Genomic DNA, 23442 nt, shown 5'->3' with positions numbered 1-23442 from the left:
CGCTGGGCAAGGGTGGCCTCGTACAGCGGGATGGCCCGCTCCAGGTCCCCCGCCGCCTGGTAGGCACCGGCGAGGTTGTTGCGGCTGGTCAGGGTCTGGGGGTGGGTGTCGCCCAGGACCTGCTCGCGCTGGGCAAGGGTGGCCTCGTACAGCGGGATGGCCCGCTCCAGGTCCCCCGCCGCCTGGTAGGCACCGGCGAGGTTGTTGCGGCTGGTCAGGGTGTCGGGGTGGGTGTCGCCCAGGACCTGCTCGCGCTGGGCAAGGGTGGCCTCGTACAGGAGGATGGCTCGCTCCAAGTCCCCCGCCGCCTGGTAGGCGTAGGCGAGGTAATTGCGGCTTTGCAGGGTGAAGGGGTGGGTGTCGCCCAGAACCTGCTCACGCTGGACGAGGGTGGACTCGTGCACGGGGATGGCGCGCTCCAGATCCCCTGCCGCCTCGTAGACGCGCGCGAGGTTGCTGCGGCTTTGCAGGGTGAGGGGGTGGGTGTTGCCGAGAACCTGCTCACGCTGAGCGAGGGTGGATTCGAACAGGGGGATGGCCCGGTCCAGATCTCCCGCCGCCTGGTAGACGTAGGCGAGGTTGTTTCGGCTGGTCAGGGTGTCGGGGTGGGTGTCGCCCAGAACCTGCTCACGCTGGACGAGGGTGGACTCGTGCAAGGGGATGGCCCGGTCCAGATCTCCCGCCGCCTGGTAGACGTAGGCGAGGTTGCTGCGGCTGGTCAGGGTGTCGGGGTGGGTGTCGCCCAGAACCTGCTCACGCTGGACGAGGGTGGATTCGAACAGGGGGATGGCCCGCCTCAGATCCCCCGCCGCCTCGTAGGCGAGGGCGAGGTTGTTGCGGATGGAGAGAGTGTCGGGGTGGGTGTCGCCCAGAACCTGCTTCCGCTGGGCGAGGGTGACTGTACGCAAGGGGATGGTGTGGGCGTCGCGTCCCTGTTGGTACAGGTACTGCGCCGCGTCCTCGTATGCGTCAGCCGTCTGGGTTGATGCTGGGCGATGTGGGGTGATCGTGGTGGCGAGTGTGAACAGGTGGGGCAGGAGGCGTTCCCACTCCGTGGTTGCGCTGTCTTGGTTGGGTATGGCCTGACGGGCGAGGTGTTCCGCCTCTTGTCGGCCTAACGGGTAGGCGTCGGGCTCGTTGGTGGTGTTGTGGCGCAGGACGGTTTGCACCAGGCGGTGGACGCTGACGCTCTGCCGGTCGGCGGTGAACGAGATCATGTTGTAGGCGTGCAGCACGCCCAGTGCCTCGCCCAATGTGACCGGGTCCGGGGCCAAGGGGGCGAGGATAGTGCGGGGGATGTCGTCCGGGGCCAGCCAGGCGATCGCGTTCAGCACGGTGATGGCCAGGGGGTTTCGGGTTTCGATGGCGGCAAGGGTGTGCTGCCAGATGCGGGCGATCGTGCGTTGCGGGTCGATGCCTTCCGTGGCGGTGTCCAGGACACGTCCGAGCCGGGCGGAGTAGTCGTCCAGGTCGGTTCCTGTCTGGTACAGGTATGCACCTGCTTGTTCCAACGCCAGGGGCAGGTAGCCGAGTTCGGCGGTCAGTGCCTGTGCCTGTCGGCGTTGTCGCGGGGTTGGGACGTGTTCCGCTCCGAAGGCGAGGGTGCACAGCAGGTCCACGGCCGCCTCGGCATCCAGCAGGCCCAGAGGCATGGTGGGGGCGATGGTGTGCCAGCCGGTCGCGGTGCGGCTGGTGGCCAGATGGTGCCCGTCCGGGAGTGTGCCGAGGTAGTGGCGCAGGTCGGCGGGGTCTTCGACGTTGTCGAAGACGAGCAGCCAGCCGGGATGCCACTGCAGCCACAGGATCGCCCACGCCGCCCGCTCCTGCACACCCACCGTGGCCGCCCACTGCGGGCACAGCCGCGTGGCGAGAGCGGCCAGACTGGTGACGATCTGCTCGGTGCTCGCGGCGTTGATCCACCACACCAGCGTGTACCTACGCCGGTAGGTGTGGGCGTAGCGCAGGGCGAGCGCGCTCTTGCCGACCCCGCCCAACCCGTGGACCCCCCGCACCCCGGAGATCTGGGTGACCGCGGCCTCCCCCTGATCGGCCAGCAGCCGGCGCAGCTCAGCGAGCTCACCCTTACGTCCGACGAACACCCCGGAAGCGGACCCGGGCAGATTCCCGGCCCCCGGCGGCGCCTCCACCTCCTTGGCCCAGCGCACCGCCTCGGCCGGCAGCATCACCACCCGGGCCCCGTCCCCAGTAATCGCCACGCTGACATCGCCGCCCACCGCCATGGACCGGGCACCCGTCGCCTGCACACCGCCGCCCCCGGCTACCGCACCGTCTGTCATGGCCTGATCGTCGTGTTGTCTCCGGTGACGGCCGTGCCGATGGTCTTCGCGGCGATCGACCGCTCACCCGAGGCCGTCACGTTCACCGTCTCTCCGGCCGCCGGCAGTATCCGGGCCAGCTCGGCCAGCAACTCGGCGTCCTCGCGCAGCGCACGCTTGATCTGCTGGCGCACAGCGGCCGCTGCGTCCGCATCCTCCGGCGCCTCGGCCGCATCCTGGACCGCAGCCTCCAGCTCCGCCCGGCCCTGCGCATCACGGCGGTGCCACACCGCCTGCAGGATGCGCCGCCCCAGATTCGCCGTGGCATCCACCGCTGCACTCTCTGCCCGGGTGAACACCGCCGCCCCGTACGCGCTCACCGCAGTCGTCAGATACGGCCCCGCCTGCTCCACCAACTGCACGATCTCGGTACTCACTTGCCCCCCGATCCTCACGACTGCAGGTGACCCAGCCTAGGAACAGAGCCCCCGCTCACACAGTCCAAACGCCCAAACTTCAAGCGGTTCCGCCGCCGCCCAGCTGAGAGAACTTGGACCGGGACGACCGATGCCGTAGGCAGGGCGCGCGCCCTCAGCTTGGGAAGCTCAGGGCATCTAGGTCGTGGTCCGGTCCTGACCTGCGGCGGAGGGGCACAGATATCTGGCGGGCGGTCCACTGGTTCCCCGCTGTTCCCCGTGGTTCCCCGCACGATCTGGCACACCTCTGGCACGGGCGCCCACAAGTCACCGCACCGTAGGACTGGTGCTTAGAAGATGCGGGCAAGCCGGTCTGCCGGTCCAACGAGCGAGTGGATGTCAGCCGGTGAAGAGCTTCGGTCCGGGCAGGCATCCAAGCCGCCGAACAGTCCGCCGACCACTTAGCTTGATCATTAACCTCGCTGCTGTTTCAGGCGGACGTGTTCGGTGAGGGTTTCGATTCGTTTCACGGTCTTCCCGGGCTCGTGGCGTGGGGCTGACCTGCGGTTCTTCGAGCCGGGTGGGCGTCCGGGTCCGGGCTTGGAGGGTCTGGGCACGTCGGCCGGACGGGCGGTCTTCACGCCGAGGTGGCGGAACCCCCGGCGGACCCGGGCAGGGGTGAGCCGACGAGGCTGCGACGGCCGCTCCCAGGGCCGGCGCAGATCCTCGGCGAGGGGCCGGGCCAGGCGGAGTTGGGTGTGGGCAGCGATGATCAGCCACGTCCACAGGTCGGCCGTGTGCGGATCGCGGACCTTGGGGACAGTCCAGCCCAGGGTCTGTTTGAACAGCCGGAAGGTATGTTCAAGATCGAATCTGCGGAGAAACGCCTGCCAGCGCACATCGACGTCTGCGCCGGTCATCCCGGTGCGCGAGGACCACAGCCACACCGGCTTCGGGTCACGGTCACCAGGCAGGTGCTCGACCTTCAGCCGGATCAACGTGCCGTGAATCAAAGGGAGTTCACCGCAGTGATCGAGCCAAGGACCACGGGCCTGCAATCGGGGGTGCATCCGGTCCCAGGCGAGGGCTTCGGCCTTGCCGTAGCGGGTGGTGTCGCACGTCGTGACCTGATCAGGGGTGTGCCAGGACTCCGGTTTGGAGAAGGTGAGGACGCCGCCGTGCTTGCGGGGCTGTCCGCCGCGCGGGGTGGAGCGGCGCGGTCCGGCGTCCCGGAGCATGACACGGTCCGAGCGCAGCCGGCCGACCAGCTCGACGGGCAGATCGGCCAGGACGTAGGCGAGGCGGGTGATGTCGTAGCCGGTGTCCATGACGACGAGGATGTCCGCGTCGCCCGGCCGCCACTGCCCGGCGTGCACCAGCCGGGCGACCACCTCGCGCAGTTGGGTGGCGGTCACCGCGGTGGCATCGTCGGACGGCCCCAGCCGCATCGCGTCCAGCACGGCTGTCCAGGACGTGCGCCCCGTCTCCAGCGCGGCAACGAAAGAGTAGGGCCAGCCGGGGATGAACTGATCCGCGCTGCGGCCCCGCCCGTAGACGTGGCAGAACAGCAACTCCGGGCTGGTGGGGGCGTCGGGACGCAGCCAGTTGCTCACGTCCACCGCGAGCACGATCCGCCCGTCGGCGGCACGCGGCAGCGGCGTGGAGGCCAGCAGCCTGCGCAGGCGCCGCGGCTCCAGCCAGCCGTGGTTGACCGCGTCGTACATCGCCCCGTGCCCACGCCGGTGCTCGGCCGTGAGCGTCAGCTCGACCAGCGACGTCACCGGGCCGTCCGCGCACAGCACCGCGTCGGTGAGCTCGAAGAGCGCATCCGCCCGGGTGTAGAGGCAGTCGTAGAACTGGACACGAAAGTGGGACAGGACACCCAACGCGGCGTCAGCGGACTGTTCAGCGGCGAGACTCTTCACCAGCGGCCGTTCCTTCACGCGACGTTGCTCGACACCTCGAAGCGTGAAGAACGGCCGCCCTGCTGTCCCGGAAACGAACCAAGATCAGCGGGTCAGGTGAACGGCCGAGGTTAAACACCAAGCGTATGTCCAGCAGTCCGGACGTCTTCCCAGCTCAGAAGGGATGTGAATGATGTAACCGGACGACAAGCTCAGGGTAGCCAGCCGGTGCAAGTCCGGTCCGGGCAGACGCCAGGGTCCCGGTAGCTGACTCCCGGCGTCGCTCGAAAGGGTGGCGTCGAAGTGGAGTGACAAGCGCCCTGCGGGGGCGTGCAACCGGCCAGTCCGCAACATGAAGTGAAGCCTGCAGCGCCGTCATTTAACCCCCGCCCGCGGGCGGGCCAAGGAGGAGCCGAGCCTGTGCTTGAAAGGCGAAGGCCATGGAAGGCGATCTTGGACCTGGAGCGGTCGCCGAAGAACCTCCCGGCGTAAGGGGCGTGGAATGGCCGGACGGTTGTCCTGGGAACTGGAGAGAGCCTCCTCGGCCCCGCGCATGCGGCGCGGGAAGCGTGGCCTGCCTATAACCGGCGGAACCGGGAAGTGGCGGGCTGTCGAGAGGCAGTCGGAGGGGGTCGTAGTAGTGCCGATCGGCGGGACAACACAACCCGCTGGGAGCGAAGGGCCCCTGCTTCATCGATGCGATCCGCGAACAGGGAGGGACCCGGATGAGTGCCGCTTCGGCTAGATCCATCCGCCGGGAGGAAGGCACCGCAAGACCGGGTGGCCGTCCTCTGGACAAGGTCCGAGCCTTGCAGCGGACGCTGTATCACTGTGCCAAGCAAGAACCCGAACGCCGGTTTCATGCCCTGTATAGCCATGTCCACCGCATGGACGTTCTTCGGCGGGCATGGGCCGGTGTGTGCGCGAACCGAGGAGCCCCCGGCGCTGACGGGGTGACCGTCGACGCGGTGGTGGCCTCGGGGGTGGACGCATTCCTCCAGGATCTGGCCGAGCGACTGCGGACGTATACGTATCGTCCGTCGGTGCTGCGGCGGGTGAAGATTCCCAAACCGGGGCGGCCGGGGGAGTTCCGGCCGCTGTCGATTCCCACGGTGGCGGACCGGGTGGTGATGACGGCCGCGAAGCTGGTCCTGGAACCGGTCTTCGAGGCCCAGTTCACCGAGGCGAGCTACGGATTCCGGCCCAAGCGGTCCGCGATTGATGCGTGTGAAGCCGTGCGCGTTGCGGCGGACCAACGGCGGGAATGGGTCTTCGAGGCCGATATCCGGGACTGCTTCGGCACGATCGACCACGACGCGCTCATGGCCCAGGTGGCCCGGCATGTCGTGGACCGGCCGATGCTGAAACTGATCCGGACCTGGCTGCGGATGGGAGTCCTGGAGGGCGGGGTGACCTCCCCGACCGGGGCGGGAACCCCTCAGGGCTCACCGATTTCCCCGCTGCTGGCCAACATCGCCCTGCACGTCCTCGACGAGGCGTGGCAGGACGAGGGGCGCCGGCTGGGGGTGTTGGTGAGGTACTGCGACGACTTCGTGGTCCTGTCGCCGACCAGACAACGGGCCGAACAAGCCCAGCAGTTGGCGGCGAGAGTGCTGGAACGGCTCGGGATGCGACTGCACCCCGAGAAGTCCGGAATCACCTGCCTCACCCGAGGTGGGCAGGGCTTCGACTTCCTCGGTTTCCATCACCGGAAGGTGGAATCGTGGAAATGGCGGGGCAGGTTCTACCTGCAACGCTGGCCCTCGGCCAGAGCGATGCGGGTGCTGCGGGACAAGGTCCGCGCGGCTACCGCCCGCTCGAAGACCGAACGGCCAGTGTCAGCCGTGGTCGCTGACCTCAACCCCGTGCTGCGGGGCTGGTCAGCGTACTTCCGCAACGGGAACTCCGGGCGGAAGTTCAACGCGGTCGACGGCTACGTCCACGAACGGCTGGCCATCTTCGCCAGCCGGAAACACAGACTCCGAGGCCGGAACTGGACCACCCGATTCACCTACGGATGGATCTCCCGGCTCGGGGTCTACCGCCTCACCGGAAACGTGCACAGGGCGACGGCGCATGCCAGTCGGTGAACGATGTCGGAAAGCCGTGTGCGGGAGAACTGCACGCACGGTTTGAAGCGGCGGGGGCTGGAAACGGAGCGGAAGCCACCGCGCCAGTCCCCGACCCTACTTAGTGGCTGTTGTCGTACCGATCTTGAGGCTTGTCGATCGAACGGGAGTCCCGATTAGGTGATCGCGGAGTGTTCGGCGCATACAAGTAGGGCCTCCTGAACAGCTCGTTGGTGTCGAATCACCGAGCAGCAGGAGGCCCCTGGTGTCGCAGTCTTGCGTGCCGCTGTCCGGGCAGTCCAGCCAGGTCACCCGGGAGTGTGACTGCCTGGCTCACCGGTTCGGGAACGCCGCCGACAACCCGATGCGTGCGCGCCGGTGTCCGACCGACATGACGGACGCCGAGTGGGCCGTGGCGCGCCCGCTGCTGCCGGTGCCGGGCTGGCTGCGTGGACGCGGCGGACAGCCGGAGGCGTACTGCCACCGGCAGATGTTGGATGCGATCCGCTACCCGAGCCGCGTAGGCGAGCAGTTCGCGCTGTTTGCTGGTGGGAGGAGCGGTCATCACCGTGCGTACCTGCAGCAGGGGCTGCAGTTGCTCGTCGGTCAGTGGCCTGCCGGCGGCGCAGCGTGGAAGGGCTGACCGGCTTCTTGCGGGTCCCACATGGGGCAGCCCGTGTTCACCGCGGCGCCCGCCCACTCCCCGGCGACGACGGCGCACACCCGCTCACCGCACCGCACCACGCGTGCGCAGAAGGACACCACCAGACCCGCGAGGGCGGCCTGCGCATCCGGACCCCCGGCTGTGCGCAAGACGACATCGGGCTCTCCCGGCCGTACGGCGCAACCGCTGTACCCAACCCGACTGCGCACGACCCTCACTCGGTTGCGCAGCCCGATTGCGCAATGCCCAGCCGAGGCTGCGCAATCGAGGTACGCACCCACTGCGCACCGTGCGGGGGAGGCATGGTCGGCCCGACCATGACCCCGACCACGGCAGCTAGAAGACCGCGTTGCCGGATCGTGACCGATGGTCGGGGCTCATGGCCGTCAGCCTGGTCGGGGTCGGCGGATGAGCTGACGGCATGGAACGCACGTACGGCTCCCGACCGTCGCCCACCGGCCGCCCCACCCCGGTGGGCACGGTGCGCTGCCGTGGCCACCGCACGCGGCTTGTGCCCGGGGCGGCACGATGAGCGGCTTCGGAGCCGGGGTCCGCCGCGGGGTGATGGCCGCTGATCAGTTCACGCAGATCGCCAACGGGTTGTTCCGCGACAGCCGGATCTCGTACCGGGCGAAGGGGCTGTTCGGCTACATCAGCATCCACCGCAACGGGTGGCTGGTGACCATCGCTGCCCTCGTCGCCCTGGGCCCCGACGGGCGAGACGCGGTGCGGGCCGGGCTGAAGGAGCTGGAGAAGTTCGGCTACCTGGTCCGCGATCGTGTGCGCCGCCCGAACGGCACCCTCGGAGAGATCGTCTACAGCATCACCGACCGTCCCGCCGCCCCGGACGTTCCGCCCATCGACCCGGCGTCGGCACAGGACTTCCGGGAGCCCGGCAGCGACGCCGGGTTCGGCGTGGGGATCCGCCGCGGGGTGATGGCGGGAGATCAGTTCACGCAGATCGCCAATGCGCTGTTCCGCGACAGCCGGATCTCCTTCAAGGCCAAGGGGCTGTTCGGTTACATCAGCACCCACCGGGACGGCTGGCAGATCACCGTCGCCAATCTGGCCCGACACGGCCGCGAACGCGTCGACGCGGTGACCACCGGCCTGGAGGAACTGGAAAGTCACGGATTCCTGCTGCGAGAGCGCGACCGCAGCGCCGACGGCACGCTCGGGCAGGCCCTGTACTTCATCACCGACCTGCCGGCCCTGCAAAACCCCAGCTCACAACCAGAGTCGGGTTATCCAGGATTGGCTGAGCCAGTGTTGGCTGATCCCGGCACTAAGAACACCATCGTTAAGAAGACCAACAAGCAGAAGACCAACCCCCTCCGTCCGTGCGACCACGGCGATGCCGCGCGCACGCACGGAAGGACGGCCCCCTCGCCCGCGACAGCGTCGCCGCCGGCCGACGAGATGCACGCGGGAATCCAGCTGCTGCTGGAGATCGGGGCGAGCCGCCCAGAACTGCTGCTGACCGGGCCGGCGCTGACCGATCAGGGCCGCGTGGCGACCGTGATGATGGACTCCGGCTGGAGCACCGACCAGCTGCGCCACGTCATCACCGGACGACCCCTGCCGAACCCGGTGCGCACCTCGGTCGGCGCGATCATCGCCGCCCGGCTCCGCGCAGCCCAGGCCTACCCGTCGCCCGCCACCGCAGCCGCACCCCGCGACGCGACCTCGCTGGACCAGCCGTTCGCGGCGGCGACAGCAGAGCGGTCATCGACCGGAGCGGCCAGTCGAATTGTGAGCGAAGCCCTCACCTATCGGGCCCTCGTCGAATGCGCCGGCTGCGGCGTGCCCGCAACCGCCCCCGGCGAAGACCTCTGCCCGGCCTGCCTCGGCTGGCCGCTGTGCCGCACCTGCCCCGGCCCGACCCGCAAGCGAGCCCACCCCGACGGCGACGGCCGTTGCACGACGTGCGCCTCCGCCTGACCAACCAACCGGAAGGAAGCAGCCCGTGACCGACACCCCCCGCACCCCACCGCCGACCGCGGCCGCGCACCACCGGCATCCCTTCACCCTCGACCCAGGCCGGTGGGAGGCGGAACACGCCCGCGCCGTGCGCACCGGCCACGTCCGCGACCACACGTGCACAGCCGAGTGCGAACCCGTGCTCGTCTACGAGCGCACACGGTGGGGCTGGCTCGCTTGGACCGTCCCCGGCGACGGCTCCCGACCCGAACTCCCCCACCAGATCGGGGTTCTCACCCCATCGGCGACACGCACGCAGCGCCTGGCCCTGCGCTGGCTGACCCGGCGCCCCGCCCTGCGCATCGGACTGGCCCCCACCATCCCCGGCTCCTTACGCTTCTCCACCCTCACGGTCGCCGCCATCAGCGTGTTCGCCGGCCTGTTCGCCATGATCCACGGCGTCCCCGCCGACGTCGCGCTGCCCGCGATGGCGCTCGCGCCGCTACTCGCCGAACACCTGCCCAGCACGCTGGACGCCGGGGCCCGCGAACACGTCCGCAGCGTCGAAGGCATCAGCGCCTGCCGCTACCTCCAGCGCCTCGCCGCCCTGCACACCTACCTCGTCCAGGCCGCCGCCGTCAGCGACTGCTACGAGCTGCGCCGGTCGGCCGAGATCGGCCAGCACCTGCTGTGGGACGCCGCCGACCTGCTCCAGACCCACGACAACCCCTCGGCCTCATGCGAACTCATTGTCCGCGAACACCTGATGCTCCAGCTCGCCCACCAGGTCGCCCAGATCCTCAAGTACCCATTCGCCCAGTCAGCGACGGCCGACGCCGACCAGGCCCGCACGACGGAGCCGCCGCCTCTCCCATACCAGCAAACCCCTCAGCACCCGCCCGGCACGTCGCCGCCGAAGGGAACACTCCCCATGCCCCAGCCCAACCCCGCTGCCCGCACCTCAAACGTCTACCTGCTCTTCGCGCACGAGCCCTACTACCCCGGCCCCGGAACCCAGGAGATCAACACCACCGTGGTCGCCGCCGACACCCTGCTCCACCCGCAGGTACTCCAGCCCGACGGCATCCGGATCCACGACCTCCTCACCGGAGAACGGCAGCCGGGCGAGATCATCCCGCTGGCCACCCTCACCCACGAACTGAACGGGGGCAGCGACTGGCTGGCGGTCGGCGACTGGGAACGTGTCACCGCCGACCTGGTGCAACTCGTGCAAACACAGAGGTGCGACGCCCTTAGCCTCGGACTTCCCGAAGTCGCCCGGGCCCTGATCTGCACCGGCCCCGACAGCCAGGTGCGGGCCTTCGACGCGGCAGCCGGGGGGCTCACCGTCTACGGACCGGACGACCGCACCAAGGTCCTGACCGAGGTAGGCATGTTCCTCACCGGCATCGCGGCCGAGCAGCCCTTCTGGCCGGGCGACGGACTTCTGCCGCCGCTATCCCAGAGCGCCTGCGCACGACGCGGAAGGGGAGCGGGACGCTGATCAAGCGGCCCTGACAGTTCAGACAAACGCCTGCCGCCCCAGGACCAGTGTCCTGGGGCGGCAGGCTGATCAACAGCCATGGCCAACCGACGGAATGCCCCGAACTGCTGAACACAGCCCACGGAGCGTGGGCATCCCGTGAAGGGTTGTGGAGTCGCCCCGTGAACGGCAGTACGCGAGTGTCGCCGGTGCGGGTGGTCGGTCAGCGGGTGAGCCACACCGACAGGGCGCCGGCTCCAGTCGCGAGCGCACCCATGAGCCTGTAGGGCGGGCGATGCAGGGTGATGCGCAATTCGGCGAAGCGCAACTCGAAGAACGGCTCAGCCTGTGGGTGCTGCCCGTCGGGCGCGGCCGGCTGCTCGTGGCCGGGTCGGATAGGTGTGACGGTCATGAGGTCAGTCCTCCTCGGAGGTGGATGGCACGGAAGAGAGGGGCGTGGATGCGCTTCATGACGCCTGTTTCGCCGCCGAGTTCTTCACCGCATCCGGTCAAGCTGCTGTGTGAGCAGAGGGCGGTGCGGGTCGTCGTACAGCAGGGCGATGGGCTCGGATCAGCTTGAGACGCGGACCAACGCCGAAGCCCCGCCGGGTGAGCAGCGGGGCTTTGGGAACGCAGCGACGATATCGCCGGCGAGAGTTAGCCGTGCAACCCCAACTGACCTGCGGTTTTCCTTGCAGCCGGAGCGACGCTGCCCGCCAGCTTGAGCAGCTGCCCGCCATCTGTGTCCTTGTCCGGTGGTCCGGCTGGCGCCTGCAGCGCGGCGGGCGTGCGTCTACGGGCAGACCCCGGCTGATAGGACGGCGACCTGGTGGGGCAGCATCTGCTCAGCCGTTGTGCCTGACCGTGAGGGGTCGCCATGCGTTCCACCCGCCGCGCCGCTTCATCCGTGGCGCTCGCCTGCCTGATGCTGTCCGGCTGTTCCGTCTCGCTCGGCACCGGCTCGGCATCAGGGAGCCAGAGTCCGGTCGGGGGAGCGTCGGGAACGGCCGCGCCGGCCGGTGGGACGTCCGGCCCGATCGCGGTGGGTGCTGGTCCGCAGAAGCACTACACGGTGCAGCAGCAGCCGGCCGCGGGCTCGTGCCACTACCGCTACGAGAGAGGGGAGCCGATCGAGGACCCCAAGTGCACGCCGGGCGCGATCTCCCCGGCGGTCACGCAGGGGAACCTGCAGTCGACGATCTGCCGCAAGGGCGGTTACACGTCCGGTATCCGCCCGTCCGCGTACGTGACGGGCAAGGAGAAGCGGCTGAACGCGGCCTCCTACGGCTACACCGGGCGCATGGGTGATGCCGAGTACGACCATCTGATCAGCCTTCAGTTGGGCGGCGACCCCAACGACTACCGCAATCTGTGGGTGGAGCCCGCTGACCCCGGCCACCGCTCGGGCTCTGGCGTCAACAACAAGAAGGACCCGGTGGAGACCAAGCTGCACACCGCGGTCTGCAAGGGCCAGGTCACGCTCGCGGCCGCGCAGAAGGCGATCGTCACCGACTGGACCACCGCACTGACCACCCTCCACCTCGGCTGAATTGCTGGCGCCGGGACCTCACAGATCTGTCCACGCGCGAGGCGTGCCGCCGGCCAGAGGCTGCCACACGTCCCGGGCAGGACCGTGCTGCTCAAGGTCTTCCAGTACGGCGGCTCCAAGTCGGACCTCGCGGGCGAGGGCTGAGACGAGCGGGTGCTGAGCAACCATCGCCTGCAGATCGCTCATTCGATTCTCCAGCCTGGCCCGGGAGGCACCGGTGAGCACGAAGAGCACACGCGGGAAGACCGGATACCAGCGCAGCCAGGCGGGACCTGCGGCGGCCTGCCTTCGTCGGCCGACGGGCTGGGCCTCGTACTGGAACAGGCGGGCGTACTCGATCAGTTTCACGGCCAGCCGTTCGCTGCTCATGGTGCTGCGGTCGACTTCCACGAACGCCCGCAGCTTTCGCCGGTGCTTGCTCTCGGCGACGGTGTAGTACATGAGCGCGTCGGCGACGATCCGTTCACCCTCGCCGATCGAGTGGGACACCTCGGGGGTCCAGTCCCAGGGGCCGTGCTCGTGCCCGAGCCGGCGGGCGTCTTCGGCGAAGGCAAGGTGCGCGCGTACGACGGCGAGCGTGTGCGGGGTTTTCAGCGACGCTGCCGTGGCCGAGGTGATGGGGTAGGGCGGCCGCCCCCGCAGGACCGGCAGGTCCCGGGTCAACCGAGCGCCGTCTGGCGTGAGGTACCAGGCGTTGGTACGGGTACGGTTCGCGTCCGGCAGCACCGTGCAGTCGACGAAGCCGTCGGAGCGCAGTCTGTTCAGCACGCGGGACATCAATTGCCGCGTGCCGTCCGGTCGCAGCATCCGGCGCAACTGGCTGGTGGTGGCGATGCGGTGCTGGGCGAGCCCGGCCAGCACCTGGTGGGCCAGGGGCTCAGCGGGGCTGGGGGCCGGTCTCGTCGCCGGAGTGCTCCGTGCGGCGCTGCTCATGAGGTATTTCCTTCCGCGGCCGTGCCGGTCTCCGACGGAAACCTTCGGTCGCACTTGAGGAAACCCGCTGGCCCCGACCAGACCCCCGACCACGAAGCCCTGACCATGGTCACGGACTCGAAACAGCCTCGCGGTTTGTGCCGTGGCCGGCATCCATGGCCCCGACCACGGCCGCGCCGGCGCACGAGGACGGCTTGCTCGTGCAGTGGAGTGTGGAGGCCTGTGACCAAGCTGGGCGATGGCCGGGCCGCAGCAGCCGGGGCTGCTGCGGGGCGTGGTGGCGAGCCACGCCATGCCGGCCATCGTGCGACACCCGGTCCGCAAGGGACCAACGACCCGTAACCGGATGCCGCGTCTGTGGGGCGGTGGGCTGCTGCGCGCTCACCGCCGGTTTCTACCTTCCGGAACCGCGCTGTGCGGCCTGCTCGAGGATCCGCCGGCGCGTCCACCGCCGGCGCCCGCCGTTCTCCGTGAGCGCGTCGGGGGTTTCCAGCAAGGGCAGGTTGCCCTGGGACAGGCTGCTGGAGAAGGAGTTGATGCTCTTGAACTTCAGCAGCGCCGCGGCCTGAGTCGCTCCCAGGAGTTCGTCAGGGTCGCCGTCGACGGGGACGTCGGGCAGTGCGGGGGCGGTGCGCTGCGCGCCGGCGTGCTTGCCACGGCCGGGCCGTGTGGCCATCCAGTCCAGCAGGGTCTGCACCCGCCACTGCTGCCGGCGGTAGGGGTTGTCGGCGGTGCCCAGTTCTTCGACGACGTCCGGGTCGGGGAAGTACCCGGGGTGGTCGCGGACGAAGGTGGTGACCTGGTTGGGGTTCTTGTAGCCCAGGAACCTCGAGGCCTCCGCCGCGTTCAGCAGGTCCTGCGGATCACGGGAGGGCGGTGTGTGCTCACGCAGTCGTGCCGGCGTGCGGTGGGCGAACCACTCGGTGACCTTCGCGTGGTCCCACAGGCGGGCGCGGCCGCGCATGTCGGCGACTTCGGGGAACGGCACGCCGGCCGCGTTTTCGGCACGCTCGGTGTAGAGGCCGCTGATCCGTGCGGGCGTCAGGCCCTGTTCAGCCGCGATCTCGGCAGCGTCGGCCAGGCGAGGCTCACGGCGCGAGGTCATGGCAGAACCGTCCGTCCTGTCGGAGACGAGCCGGCCTGCCCGGCTCGCAACTCACATAATGGCAGGAGTTTGGGGTGGGGGTCCAGTGCGCTGCCCAGGTTTTTCCGGGCGGTGCGAGGAAGAGGTCATTCCTCCGGGATCAGGCACACGCCGCGGCGGGCCGCGTCCTCGGCCATCTCCGTGTAGGCCAGGGCCGCCGGCGTCATCTCCCACTCGGCCAGGGCGAGCAGCACGAGCAGCTCTTTGCGGTCCCGGGAAACGTCGCACGGCATCCCGGCCGCAGTCGCGGCCGCCGCCACATCGCTGGTGGCAAGCCCGGCGAAGCGGGCCGCCACCGCGTCGCGCAGATCCTCAAAACCCTGCTGGTACAGCTCGCTCGCTTCGCGCAAGAGCAGGACCAGGTCCTCGTCGTGGCCGGCCGGTGTGGCCGCGGCGAGGTCGAGGAGGCGCTGGGTGGTCGTCGTCATCATCTGCAGTATGCCTTTCGGGAAAGAACTGGGGTGTCCGGAAGTGTCAGCGGAGAGCGGCACAGCCGTCGCACGGCACGCGAGCGTCGCGGCGTGCCAGGTCGGGCTCCTTGCGGGGGTCCTTCTCCAGGGCCGCCCGCACCTGCTGCTGCAGGGCGGTGAACTCCGGGCCGTCGTCCGGGCAGACGATGCCGGGATGGGGCGCCCCGCAGCTTGCGGCGTGCAGGATCAGATCGGTGATACGCCAGTCGGAGCGGAAGCTGTCGCCCCGCACCTGCTCGACCTCGGCATACAGGTCGGCCAGCCGCGGGCGCCGGCCGACGGAGAGCAGCAGATCGCGCAGGGACGCGAATCCGCACAGCGCGCAGGAGCAGCGGGAGTTGCCCATCCAGTCGCCGGCCCCGGGCACCGAGTCGTACGTCCAGCAGTACGGCACGGGAGCGCTGGCGTGCCACTCCTTGACCGCGGCAGTGGACCAGTCCTTGACCGGCAGCCACTCGTCGACGACCCGGGCACTGTTGGACTGCACCGTACGGAAGGCCGGACGCTTCCTGCGGTCAGGTCCCTCCTCACTGCGCAGGCCCATGACCTTCAAGATCCGCACTGGGCGGCCCAACTCGCGGTGCAGGCGGCTGACCATCGGCGTCCAGGCGCTGGAGACCACCCCGGCCTTGGCGTGGTTGCGGCAGTACGGGCTGCCCATGCGCGGGAAACGCCCGTACGCCGCGATCTCGGTGAGGAGACTGCGCGGCATCCGGGTTCCATCCGGTCCGGGCATCGTGCGAGTGACCTCGAGGTGCCGGTCGGCCGGCACCCCGAAAGCGGCGCTCTGCAAGGTTGCGAGCTCAGACACCCCCGGGTAGCGGACGCCCTTGAAGGTGACCGGCGGCCACTCCAGGACGCCCAGACTCGCGTGGTACGACACCACGCGCTCCCTCACGCCGGCAGCCCGGGCGGCCTCCATGAACACGGCCATCATCACGGCGCTGTCCTTCCCGCCGGACAGCTGCGGGGCGAGCAGATCGTACGAAGCCAGATCAGGACCACCGGTCGGACCAGCGGCGAGGTATGCGGACATGAGGGCTCCAAGAAGGGAAGGGGGTGGGGGAGGATCTGGTGGCCGAGAACGGCGGGGGGAGCCGACCAGCCACGGTCAGCGGACCGTCGGCTCGGGGTCGGGCTGCTTGGGGTACGGGCGCAGGAGGGGACGTCGACCTTGATGTCCTCCCGCTCACGGCGGGTTCGGCCGAGACGGCGCCTCCCCGTCCTCCGGCTCCGGGGGCAGGCCAGCGCCGGTGAAGAAGGAGAGCTGCCCGGCCGGGGCGGGCACGGCCCTCGAGGAGGGCGATGCGAGCTGGACGGCCGGGTGCGCCTCGAAGACGTCGACGGGCTGAGCTCTGTTCGTCGTCCGCTTGGTGCGTGCAGGGGCAGATCCACCGGCAGGGACGTTCGCCGGGCCCGTACTGGATCACGGCGACGACGAAGCCGCCGCGGTCCGTCATGGTGCCGGCGTCCTTGTCGACGCGGGGGCCGCCTGCACTGACGCACTGGTCGTGGTGGCCGGAGCCGCAGGGGTGGCAGATGCCGCGCTCGCACGAGCACCAGCGGTGGAAGCCGTGGGGGTAGGCGTCCTCGATCTTGCGCAGGCCCTTGGTCCAGGCGTTCGCGCGGACCCAGGCGCCTTCCACCTCGGTCATCGGGGAGGGCACGGTGGAGGGGACGGGGTCGAGGATGCCCATGATCGATGCGCCGACGAAGCGCAGCCAGGTCGTCCTCTTCATGTCTCGTCTCCGAACAGAGTTGGGGTGGTGTGGAGTTCGTTCATCCAGGCCAGGAGGCGGGGGAGGTTGGTGTCGGGCCCGAAGGCGAGGTAGGTGCCGTCGCAACTGCTGCAGCCGAAGGCCTGCGCGATGCGCAGCCGCCGACGGGAGTTGACGCGGCCCATGTGGACGGCCAGGCCGCGCCGGCGGGCCTCAAGTGAGAGGCGGTGAGCGGCCGGAGAGGTCTTCCAGGCCGTGCTGCCGGCGAGGAACAGCACGTCGATCACGTCCCAGGGGACGAGGCCGTGCTCGCTGCCGTCCTGGGCGGCGAACGCGACCGGAACGCCCAGGGCACGGATCCGCTCCAGCCACGGCAGCGACTCGGCCAAGGTCGCCGCGGCGTCCATCGGGACGTCGGGGGCCACGGCCCACAGGCAGCGGCCTCGGCCGTAGCGGTCGACGGTCGCCTTCAGCCAGGCGAACCAGGCATCGGCGCCGGGCCAGCCCTTGCCGAACTTGCCGTTGTCGCAGGCGTACATGGCGCCGGGCGGGATCACGTTGCCCTGGGCTGGGGTCGTCATGCAGCCCAGCAGGCCGGCCTGCATGGCGGCCCGTACGTCAGCTCCGGAGGGGGTGGCCAGGTACAGCACGGCGCGGGAGCGAGGCGCGGGCAAGGGCTGAGGACATGGGTGCGCGCATGACGAGTCCTTTCGGAGGCCGTGGTCGGGGGCCGGTTCAGGCGAGCGGGAGCTGGGCGGTGGGACCGCCGGTCAGGGCGCCCCACACCTCCTCGAAGCCGTGGTCCTGCTTGTTGATCACGCGGGCCGGGGCGGTGGCGAACAGCTCCTCCGCCATCGGCCACGCCTTCGCGCGGGGCCGGACCCAGGCGCGGGCGCGCCCGTAGAGCGGGTCGTGCTCGACGTCGACGCGGTGCCGCTCGGAGATGGAGATCAGCCGCCGGGCGAGCTGCTGGGGGCGGCCGAGGTCGACGCGCTCGGTGGAGCGCATCACCGGGCGCCGCTTGCCGGAGTCGGCCAGCAGGAACGCGCGGCGCACGTGGTACAGCGCCCACGGCATGTCGAGCTCGCGCTCGAACGCCTCCAGGCAGGCCCGGTCCTGCGGCTGGGAGCGGTCGAACATGCCCAGGAGGGTCTTGCGGCCGTAGAGCCTCGCGTTGGGGTTGAGGCTCATCGCCGTGTACTCCAGGCGCAGCACCTCACCGGCGATGTCCGGGTGGGAGCGCATGCGCTCCAGGTGGGCGGGCAGGGCGCCCATGGAGACGGGGAAACAACAGAAGCTTTCCCTGTCAAGTCTGGCTGTGTTGTAGCGATAATCCCGAAGGCAGATCGGCAATTCGGGATGCGGCCCGCCGCTGCCGAAGTCGATGCTCACGAGAACGGGAGGCATCTCGTCCCCGGCAGGCGTGGTTGTAGGGCCCGCCCCATTGGCGAGGATGGGGCCCGGGCCGGTGGCTTGATCGGTCTGCGAGTCTTGATCGCTGCTGAGCGTGCTGATTGGCTGGCCGACATGACTGAGCTCGGACCCATCGCCTGGCCTCCTGCACCGATCAGGACCGAGAGGCTCGTACTCCGTGAGCCCGAGGCCCGGGACCGTGCGGCGTTCATCGAACTGCTCGCCTCGACAGAGGTGCACACCTACCTCGGCGGCCCTCGCCCGCGTGACGAGCTTGAGCGCGAGATGCCCGAGGTGCCCGAGCGGTGGCCCGGGAGTTTTGTCGTTGATCTCGACGGGGCGATGATCGGCCAGATCCTGCTCAGGAGAGCACCGGAGCACCGTCGCCCGGCTGCCGCGGGGAAGGTCGATCTCGGCTACCTGTTCCTGCCGCGTGTGTGGGGATTCGGATACGCCGCCGAGGCGTGCGCGGCGGCACTCGACTGGTTCGACGGCGTCCTTCCCGGCGAGCCGGTAGTGCTCCACACCCAGACTGCCAACGTCGGCTCGATGCGCCTCGCGGCGAAGCTGGGATTCATAGAGGTAGAGCGCTTCCACGCCTGGGACGCCGAGCAATGGCTCGGCATGCGGTCCCCCGTCATGCCCTCTGATTGAGCTCGTGCTCGACAGGGCCTGTGGTCTCGTCCTGACCGCGCAGCGGTCCAGACGAGACGAGGCGGTGCAACTACGAGCCGGGCTCGGGGGCCGGGCGCAAGGCCACCACCGGGGTCGGCCACCAGGCGGGCGCTGGCCTTGAGCGTCGCGCCGCTGGCCGCGGTGCCGGGCCTGTGGAGGCTGACCACCGCGCCGCCGGACGCGGGGATGGAACTCAGCAGCGGGGCGTGGTCGTGCGGGTGGGCGCGGTCCAGGCCGCGCGGCAGGACGGCGAGCGTGGCCCGTCCGGCCTGTGCGGCGGCCCGGTGGGCGGCGGAGTCGACGCCGTAGGCGAGTGTGGCGGTGACGGTGTGGCCGGCTTCGGCGACGGCGGTGGCGAAGGCATGGGTACGGGTGAGGGCCTGCTCGGTGGCGTTGCGGTTGCCGGTCACGGCCACGGCGCGGGCGGTCAGCCGGGGCAGCTGATCGCCTCCGCGGATCCACAGGCCCAGCGGGCAGTGGGGCCCGAGGTCGGCCAGGGCGGTGGGCCAGACCTCGTCAGAGGGGATGACGAACCGGCAGGTCAGCTGTGCGTTGTCGAGTTCGTCGCGCGGCTTGTACTGGGCCAGGCGCCCGCTGTTGTCGTGGCGTACGCGCAGTTGCCAGACCTCGGCGGGGGAGTAGCGGTCGAGGTCGGCGGTGACCTGGTCCGGGGTGAAGTGGGCGGCCAGCGCGGCGCGGGCGGCACGTGCGGTCAGGGTGTGCTCGGGCATGGCGGCCTTTCGGGCAGGGCGCGGCACCGGCAGGCGAACCGGTGCCGCGCCGGGGCGGGCGCGTGAAGGGGAAGAGGGGGGAGGAAGGGGAAGAGCGTCAGCGGCCGACGTGAAGGGGTGAGTCGGCGGCGGCGGAGGTACCGGTGCCGGACCAGCCGGAGGACCTGCGCTCCTCCCACCAGCCGGGCGGGCTGCCCGGCCCCTTGGCGGGAGGACGCGGCGCGCTCTGCGGCGCGGGCTGAGGCGTCGGGGGCGGAGTGACGGGAGCGGCGGCGGCCGGGCTGGGCAGGCTGGCTTCGGTGTAGGCGATGCGCTGGCGCAGGCTGATGCCGATGTCGTCGACGCTCAGGTAGATGGAGTTGTCCCTGATCCCGGTGATGCGGCCCTTGACCAGGACGGTGACCCCGACTGTGAGGGATTCAGCGGCGTTGCGGGCGAGGTCCCGCCAGGCGGTGCACACGTAGGCGATCGGGGCCCCGTCCCGCCACTGCCGGGTGCCGGCGTCCCACTGGCTGGGGGTCTCGGTGAGGCGGAACCGGCAGACGGCGATGCCGGATTCGGTGAAGCGGCATTCGACGTCGCTGGTGACGGTGCCGGACACGTGCGTGATCGACGGGGCCATACGAACACCTCCGACGTCAAATAATAGTGTGATTCAGGGGTGAGTCAATCCCCCCTCGCTCACGGCATCCGGCGGACCAGCCGTCGCAGCCACTGCCGCCACTCTCCTGCCTGCGCCCGCTCCAGCACGGCGCCCGCGCTGAACACCGTGGAGCTCCCGACTTCCACGTGCAGCGGCACCGTTGCGTCGGACCGGATCAGCGGCTCGTCGGTGGTGTCGAGATGCACCGACACCCGTACGGCCTGCATGTCGGCGTCGAGGTAGGCGAAGACCAGGACGCCGGCGACCTCGATGCACGGCAGGCCTTCGTCGTCGGGGCCGGCCATCGAGTGGAAGACCGCCGAGCTGTTGACCTCGGCGCACACCTCCTCGTCCGGGAAGCGGAAGCCGTCCGGAGCAGGCAGAGTCCGCACCAGTCGGCCGATGTCCTCGGGGTACAGCGAGTAGTGCTCGTCTGCGCGTTCGGCCTCCGGCCCGTAGTACAGGTCGACGGCCTCACGGTCGCTCAGGGGCGGGCAGTCCGGGATGCCGTCGTCTCCGAGCACGTTGTCCCAGCTGCTGCGCACGTGCTGTGCCAGGCAGGCGAGCGCGGAGTCCTCGTCGGTCCAGAGCGTCACCTCGTCCTCGTGGCGGTCTTGGCGGCGCAGCACGCAGACGCTGCCCGCGACCTGCCGCGCGCGCGTCACCGGGCGGGTGAAGTCGAAGCGCGCGAGCCAGGATGTCGACGGTGTCGGCGCCGGGCCACTCGTCGGTGCGCTCCTCAAGGTCGTTCATCTGCTCGTGCAGGTCGATGACGGCTGCTCCCTCGGGTGTGGTGGGGTCCGGGGTGATCACGGTGGTGCCTCTCTTCTCTCGGTGATGTGCTTCGGTCTGGCTCAGAACTCGCCGAGAACACGGAGGCTGACGTGCCAGCGGTGGGGGCCGACCTGGTGCTCGACGGTGGCGGTCGCCTGGCGGAGGTCGTCCTCGTAGCTGTGGTTGATCTACGCCAGCACGCGTAGCTCGGCCTCGATCGGGCTGGAGGCGTCGATGGCGAACAGGGTCGTGGCCGACGGCCACCTCTCGTCCGGCCGGTCGAAGACCGTGTCGCTCACGCGCTGCGCGTGCCAGGTGGTCTCCGGGTCGTCGGGAACGGGCGGGAGGGTCACGGGGTATGCGGTGGGCATGTCGTTCCTCTCTTGGTCACGTCACGGCCCTGGACGTTCTTGCGGGCCGTGCCCTGACCGGGCGCCGCGGGGCGGCAGGAGTTCTCCAGTCCCAGGGCGGTCTGCACCAGGTCGAGGAGGGCGGCCTGGGCGGTGGTCAGGGCGGCTTCGCGCAGGGTGCGCTTGCGCAGGATGGACACGTTCAGGCTGATGCCGGCCGGGATGTGGGACGTGTCCAGATGAGGCACGAGCTGATAGCGGCGGGTGTGGATCATCCAGGCCTCGTACCGGTCGGCGGGGCTGCCGCTGCGGGCGGCGTGGCCCTCGTCGGGCGTGCGGGAGGGGCACGGGCAGGACGGATCGGTACAGGGCCGCCCGGCTGGGTGGCTGGCCAGGACGGGACGCTGCCGGTAGTGCGTGGCCGTGCCGTTGAGCATGGGGCAGTGCGCGGCGGTGTACGGCAGGCACTCGGGGTGCAGCGCCGGTTCAGGCGAGACGCCCCGGGACACGTCGGCCGGACGGACGATCAGGAAGCACCGTTCGTCGAGCGGCTGGCCGCAGATCTGGCACAGGCGGTGCAGGAAGGCGGCGCGGGCCCGGTCGGCGTCGAGACTGCCGAACGCCGCGTGGCCGCCGTGGATCAGAGATACGTAGGGCACCACCAAGCCGCCCACCAGAGGTCGGCGCGCACAGCGTTGGGGGATCGGGTGCATCGGTGGCTTCCTTCGGATCACGGGATGGGGCGGGGCGGGGAGCGGTGACGGCCGGGCATCAGCTGCCGTCCGGTGGGGGAGGGCCGGGCAGGAGCGCTTCCCAGTGGGCGTAGTGGCAGTCGGTGGCGGCGTGCAGGCGCAGGTGCAGCCAGGCCAGGTCTTGTCCGGCCCGGAGGACGGCCTCGGCACCGATGGCCACGGCCCGGGGGTACGCCGTGTCGTCGTCGGGGTGGGCGCCCGTGACGATCAGGCCCGGCCGGTGGGGCATGTGCCGGAGCGTGAAGTTGGTGTAGCTGCGGTCGTCCAGGAGCACGAGCGGAGCACCGTGGTACTCCTCAGCGTTGAACAGAGGTGACGGCAAGTGCCTCAGGGGGACCGGGCACGGCAGCAGACCGATCGGGTCGTCGTCGAGGCGGTCGCTGATGACCAGTACTGGCTGATGAGGTCTGTCCTCAAAGGCTTGTGCGGAGGCGGACATGGTGGGTGACACGTCGCTTTCGTGAGGGAGCGGGACAGCCGGACGGGCTGTCCCGCCCGTGGGTCCGCTCAGCCGAGCGGGTAGAGCACCAGGGCCGGGGTGGCGCTGCCAGGGACGCTGGGGAACAGCTCGCGCAGCTCCTTGTCCTTCTTCAGCTCCTCCGGCAGTGGGAAGACCTCGCCGACGAAGTCGTTGTAGGTCGGCGCGTACCGGGAGCGGCTGTAGCTGGCGAACGGCGAGTAGGCGTTGCCCTCGACGTCGCGGGACAGCACGATCAGGGTGCTGCCGGGCAGGCCGCGCCAGTCGCTGCGGACCAGCTGGCGCAGGACGGCCAGCGTCAGGGGACGGTCGGGGGCGTCGGCATCCGTGCCGGACGACGCCTGCTGGTGGTCGGTCATGACAGCCTTTCGCGTGCGGGCCGGGCGACGGGATCGCCCGGCCGGGGAGGGGAAACGGGGAGTTCCACCCCTGCGCCGCGTCGGGCGGCGCGACGCAGGCCGGGGGTCAGTCCTCGGTCAGTTCCAGGCAGGAGACCGGGACGCCGTTGCCGGGCAGCCGGAAGCGCGGGGTGTCCTCGGGGATGCGGTAGCGGGGCTTGCCCGGCTCGCCGTTGCGCGGGTCGGTGCGCAGCCGCTGGGTGGATTCCTCGTCGAGGATGAATCCCACGCGGGTGCCGGTGCGGTTGCGCTCCTGCACCGTGCCGGTCAGGCCGCGCAGCAGCGCCGGACGCAGCGAGTCGGTGATGCGGGCCTGGCGGCCGGGCACGATGCCCGCGAACGCGGCCTTGTCGAGTTCACCGAGCCGCAGCGCGGAGGCCTCTTGGACCCGTGCGACGGCTGCCGCGGTGGGCAACTGCCGGATGAAGTACACGACTTCGTCGATGGTGGTGGGCATGCTGGTTCGCCTCTCTGACGAGGTGGGGGAGGGACCGGCCGGGCACGGGGCGCGCCCGGCCGGGGCTTGGTGGTGAGGGGTGCGGCGGCGGTCAGGCCTCGGCGCCGGGCGGCGCGACGCAGGCACGGCTTAGGCCGTGTTTTGGAACTGAGCTCCGGACCGCGCCTCGTGCCGTGATGATCTTGGTGTGGGGCGTGGGGATCTTTCGGATGAGCAGTGGGCGGT

Annotated in this window: 24 protein-coding genes and 1 pseudogene; 6 read left to right on the top strand and 19 right to left on the bottom strand. The window is 70.2% G+C overall.

What is annotated here, in order from left to right; all coding sequences use genetic code 11:
* The 3 genes from fxsT to ACIPSA_RS49710 form a co-directional block, all read right to left on the bottom strand.
* Nucleotides 1-2297 (bottom strand): FxSxx-COOH system tetratricopeptide repeat protein (fxsT, locus tag ACIPSA_RS49720; protein WP_402648516.1); only part of this gene is annotated, 2297 nt, incomplete at its 3' end.
* Complete coding sequence (locus tag ACIPSA_RS49715) at nt 2294-2713, bottom strand: hypothetical protein (protein ID WP_402648513.1); 420 nt, start codon at nt 2711-2713, stop codon at nt 2294-2296. The genes fxsT and ACIPSA_RS49715, both read right to left, overlap by 4 nt.
* 452 nt (nt 2714-3165) lie before the next feature.
* Nucleotides 3166-4617 (bottom strand): NF041680 family putative transposase, encoded by a 1452-nt coding sequence (locus ACIPSA_RS49710; protein ID WP_402648510.1) that lies wholly within the window; start codon nt 4615-4617, stop codon nt 3166-3168.
* A 788-nt stretch (nt 4618-5405) separates the two neighbouring features.
* Between ACIPSA_RS49710 and ltrA the strand changes: the two genes are divergently transcribed.
* The 4 genes from ltrA to ACIPSA_RS49690 all read left to right on the top strand — a co-directional run bounded on the left by ltrA (nt 5406) and on the right by ACIPSA_RS49690 (nt 10753).
* Nucleotides 5406-6686 carry a group II intron reverse transcriptase/maturase gene (gene ltrA / locus ACIPSA_RS49705; protein ID WP_402648507.1) on the top strand — a complete coding sequence of 427 codons (1281 nt, stop codon included), beginning with the start codon at nt 5406-5408 and terminating at the stop codon, nt 6684-6686.
* Between the two features lie 370 nt (nt 6687-7056).
* Nucleotides 7057-7308 carry a transposase gene (locus ACIPSA_RS49700; protein WP_402648504.1) on the top strand — a complete coding sequence of 84 codons (252 nt, stop codon included), beginning with the start codon at nt 7057-7059 and terminating at the stop codon, nt 7306-7308.
* Nucleotides 7309-7857: 549 nt separating this feature from the next.
* Nucleotides 7858-9270, top strand: a complete 1413-nt coding sequence (locus ACIPSA_RS49695) for a hypothetical protein (protein WP_402648502.1) — start codon at nt 7858-7860, stop codon at nt 9268-9270.
* Nucleotides 9271-9295: 25 nt separating this feature from the next.
* Nucleotides 9296-10753, top strand: coding sequence for a hypothetical protein (locus tag ACIPSA_RS49690; protein ID WP_402648499.1), 1458 nt, complete (start codon nt 9296-9298; stop codon nt 10751-10753).
* A 202-nt stretch (nt 10754-10955) separates the two neighbouring features.
* Here the strand turns inward: ACIPSA_RS49690 and ACIPSA_RS49685 are convergent, their stop codons facing one another.
* Nucleotides 10956-11144 carry a hypothetical protein gene (locus ACIPSA_RS49685; protein WP_402648497.1) on the bottom strand — a complete coding sequence of 63 codons (189 nt, stop codon included), beginning with the start codon at nt 11142-11144 and terminating at the stop codon, nt 10956-10958.
* 465 nt (nt 11145-11609) lie between these two features.
* On the opposite strand from ACIPSA_RS49685, the gene ACIPSA_RS49680 reads away from it, so the two are divergent.
* Complete coding sequence (locus ACIPSA_RS49680) at nt 11610-12281, top strand: hypothetical protein (RefSeq protein WP_402648495.1); 672 nt, start codon at nt 11610-11612, stop codon at nt 12279-12281.
* A gap of 18 nt (nt 12282-12299) precedes the next feature.
* On the opposite strand, the gene ACIPSA_RS49675 is transcribed toward ACIPSA_RS49680, so the two are convergent.
* The 7 genes from ACIPSA_RS49675 to ACIPSA_RS49645 form a co-directional block, all read right to left on the bottom strand.
* Nucleotides 12300-13214 carry a replication-relaxation family protein gene (locus tag ACIPSA_RS49675; RefSeq protein ID WP_402648493.1) on the bottom strand — a complete coding sequence of 305 codons (915 nt, stop codon included), beginning with the start codon at nt 13212-13214 and terminating at the stop codon, nt 12300-12302.
* A 394-nt stretch (nt 13215-13608) separates the two neighbouring features.
* Entirely contained in the window at nt 13609-14319 is a 711-nt protein-coding gene (locus tag ACIPSA_RS49670; RefSeq protein WP_402648490.1) for a hypothetical protein, read from the bottom strand.
* A 125-nt stretch (nt 14320-14444) separates the two neighbouring features.
* Nucleotides 14445-14786 carry a hypothetical protein gene (locus tag ACIPSA_RS49665; protein WP_402648489.1) on the bottom strand — a complete coding sequence of 114 codons (342 nt, stop codon included), beginning with the start codon at nt 14784-14786 and terminating at the stop codon, nt 14445-14447.
* Nucleotides 14787-14832: 46 nt separating this feature from the next.
* The gene (locus tag ACIPSA_RS49660) at nt 14833-15864 is read right to left on the bottom strand and encodes a phosphoadenosine phosphosulfate reductase (RefSeq protein WP_402648488.1); all 1032 of its coding nucleotides are present in this window, start codon (nt 15862-15864) and stop codon (nt 14833-14835) included.
* Nucleotides 15824-16525, bottom strand: coding sequence for a DUF6248 family natural product biosynthesis protein (locus tag ACIPSA_RS49655; RefSeq protein ID WP_402648549.1), 702 nt, complete (start codon nt 16523-16525; stop codon nt 15824-15826). The genes ACIPSA_RS49660 and ACIPSA_RS49655 overlap by 41 nt, the downstream gene beginning before the upstream one ends.
* 38 nt (nt 16526-16563) lie before the next feature.
* Nucleotides 16564-17220: a hypothetical protein gene (locus ACIPSA_RS49650; protein WP_402648485.1), complete on the bottom strand. Its 657-nt coding sequence runs from the start codon at nt 17218-17220 to the stop codon at nt 16564-16566.
* A gap of 61 nt (nt 17221-17281) precedes the next feature.
* The gene (locus tag ACIPSA_RS49645) at nt 17282-17821 is read right to left on the bottom strand and encodes a hypothetical protein (RefSeq protein ID WP_402648482.1); all 540 of its coding nucleotides are present in this window, start codon (nt 17819-17821) and stop codon (nt 17282-17284) included.
* 252 nt (nt 17822-18073) lie between these two features.
* Between ACIPSA_RS49645 and ACIPSA_RS49640 the strand changes: the two genes are divergently transcribed.
* Entirely contained in the window at nt 18074-18613 is a 540-nt protein-coding gene (locus ACIPSA_RS49640; protein WP_402648479.1) for a GNAT family N-acetyltransferase, read from the top strand.
* 134 nt (nt 18614-18747) lie between these two features.
* Here ACIPSA_RS49640 and ACIPSA_RS49635 read toward each other — a convergent pair.
* The 8 genes and pseudogenes from ACIPSA_RS49635 to ACIPSA_RS49600 all read right to left on the bottom strand — a co-directional run.
* Nucleotides 18748-19365: pseudogene (locus ACIPSA_RS49635) on the bottom strand (DNA-processing protein DprA); the annotation flags it as partial.
* A 97-nt stretch (nt 19366-19462) separates the two neighbouring features.
* Nucleotides 19463-19987 carry a single-stranded DNA-binding protein gene (locus tag ACIPSA_RS49630; protein ID WP_402648476.1) on the bottom strand — a complete coding sequence of 175 codons (525 nt, stop codon included), beginning with the start codon at nt 19985-19987 and terminating at the stop codon, nt 19463-19465.
* A gap of 59 nt (nt 19988-20046) precedes the next feature.
* The gene (locus ACIPSA_RS49625) at nt 20047-20751 is read right to left on the bottom strand and encodes a hypothetical protein (protein ID WP_402648473.1); all 705 of its coding nucleotides are present in this window, start codon (nt 20749-20751) and stop codon (nt 20047-20049) included.
* Between the two features lie 219 nt (nt 20752-20970).
* Entirely contained in the window at nt 20971-21153 is a 183-nt protein-coding gene (locus tag ACIPSA_RS49620) for a hypothetical protein (protein ID WP_402648470.1), read from the bottom strand.
* Nucleotides 21132-21845: a cell envelope biogenesis protein OmpA gene (locus ACIPSA_RS49615; RefSeq protein WP_402648467.1), complete on the bottom strand. Its 714-nt coding sequence runs from the start codon at nt 21843-21845 to the stop codon at nt 21132-21134. The genes ACIPSA_RS49620 and ACIPSA_RS49615 overlap by 22 nt, the downstream gene beginning before the upstream one ends.
* A gap of 58 nt (nt 21846-21903) precedes the next feature.
* On the bottom strand, nt 21904-22335 hold the full coding sequence (locus ACIPSA_RS49610) for a hypothetical protein (protein WP_402648464.1): 432 nt from the start codon (nt 22333-22335) through the stop codon (nt 21904-21906).
* 56 nt (nt 22336-22391) lie between these two features.
* Nucleotides 22392-22721 (bottom strand): hypothetical protein, encoded by a 330-nt coding sequence (locus ACIPSA_RS49605; RefSeq protein WP_402648461.1) that lies wholly within the window; start codon nt 22719-22721, stop codon nt 22392-22394.
* A gap of 106 nt (nt 22722-22827) precedes the next feature.
* Nucleotides 22828-23217 (bottom strand): hypothetical protein, encoded by a 390-nt coding sequence (locus ACIPSA_RS49600; protein WP_402648458.1) that lies wholly within the window; start codon nt 23215-23217, stop codon nt 22828-22830.
* Nucleotides 23218-23442 lie beyond the last annotated feature (225 nt).

It is taken from the genome of Streptomyces sp. NPDC086549, from assembly GCF_044746205.1.
In the GTDB taxonomy this organism is placed as follows: domain Bacteria; phylum Actinomycetota; class Actinomycetes; order Streptomycetales; family Streptomycetaceae; genus Streptomyces.
This window is presented reverse-complemented; position numbering and strand designations above follow the sequence as displayed.

Bases quoted from the DNA above. Each gene is read 5' to 3' on its own strand.
- ACIPSA_RS49700 (WP_402648504.1), top strand. From the start codon at position 7,057: ATGACGGACGCCGAGTGGGCCGTGGCGCGCCCGCTGCTGCCGGTGCCG.
- ACIPSA_RS49695 (WP_402648502.1), top strand. From the start codon at position 7,858: ATGAGCGGCTTCGGAGCCGGGGTCCGCCGCGGGGTGATGGCCGCTGAT.
- ACIPSA_RS49685 (WP_402648497.1), bottom strand. From the start codon at position 11,144: ATGACCGTCACACCTATCCGACCCGGCCACGAGCAGCCGGCCGCGCCC.
- ACIPSA_RS49680 (WP_402648495.1), top strand. From the start codon at position 11,610: ATGCGTTCCACCCGCCGCGCCGCTTCATCCGTGGCGCTCGCCTGCCTG.
- ACIPSA_RS49675 (WP_402648493.1), bottom strand. From the start codon at position 13,214: ATGAGCAGCGCCGCACGGAGCACTCCGGCGACGAGACCGGCCCCCAGC.
- ACIPSA_RS49670 (WP_402648490.1), bottom strand. From the start codon at position 14,319: ATGACCTCGCGCCGTGAGCCTCGCCTGGCCGACGCTGCCGAGATCGCG.
- ACIPSA_RS49665 (WP_402648489.1), bottom strand. From the start codon at position 14,786: ATGACGACGACCACCCAGCGCCTCCTCGACCTCGCCGCGGCCACACCG.
- ACIPSA_RS49660 (WP_402648488.1), bottom strand. From the start codon at position 15,864: ATGTCCGCATACCTCGCCGCTGGTCCGACCGGTGGTCCTGATCTGGCT.
- ACIPSA_RS49655 (WP_402648549.1), bottom strand. From the start codon at position 16,525: ATGGGCATCCTCGACCCCGTCCCCTCCACCGTGCCCTCCCCGATGACC.
- ACIPSA_RS49645 (WP_402648482.1), bottom strand. From the start codon at position 17,821: ATGGGCGCCCTGCCCGCCCACCTGGAGCGCATGCGCTCCCACCCGGAC.
- ACIPSA_RS49640 (WP_402648479.1), top strand. From the start codon at position 18,074: ATGACTGAGCTCGGACCCATCGCCTGGCCTCCTGCACCGATCAGGACC.
- ACIPSA_RS49630 (WP_402648476.1), bottom strand. From the start codon at position 19,987: ATGGCCCCGTCGATCACGCACGTGTCCGGCACCGTCACCAGCGACGTC.
- ACIPSA_RS49620 (WP_402648470.1), bottom strand. From the start codon at position 21,153: ATGCCCACCGCATACCCCGTGACCCTCCCGCCCGTTCCCGACGACCCG.
- ACIPSA_RS49615 (WP_402648467.1), bottom strand. From the start codon at position 21,845: ATGCACCCGATCCCCCAACGCTGTGCGCGCCGACCTCTGGTGGGCGGC.
- ACIPSA_RS49605 (WP_402648461.1), bottom strand. From the start codon at position 22,721: ATGACCGACCACCAGCAGGCGTCGTCCGGCACGGATGCCGACGCCCCC.
- ACIPSA_RS49600 (WP_402648458.1), bottom strand. From the start codon at position 23,217: ATGCCCACCACCATCGACGAAGTCGTGTACTTCATCCGGCAGTTGCCC.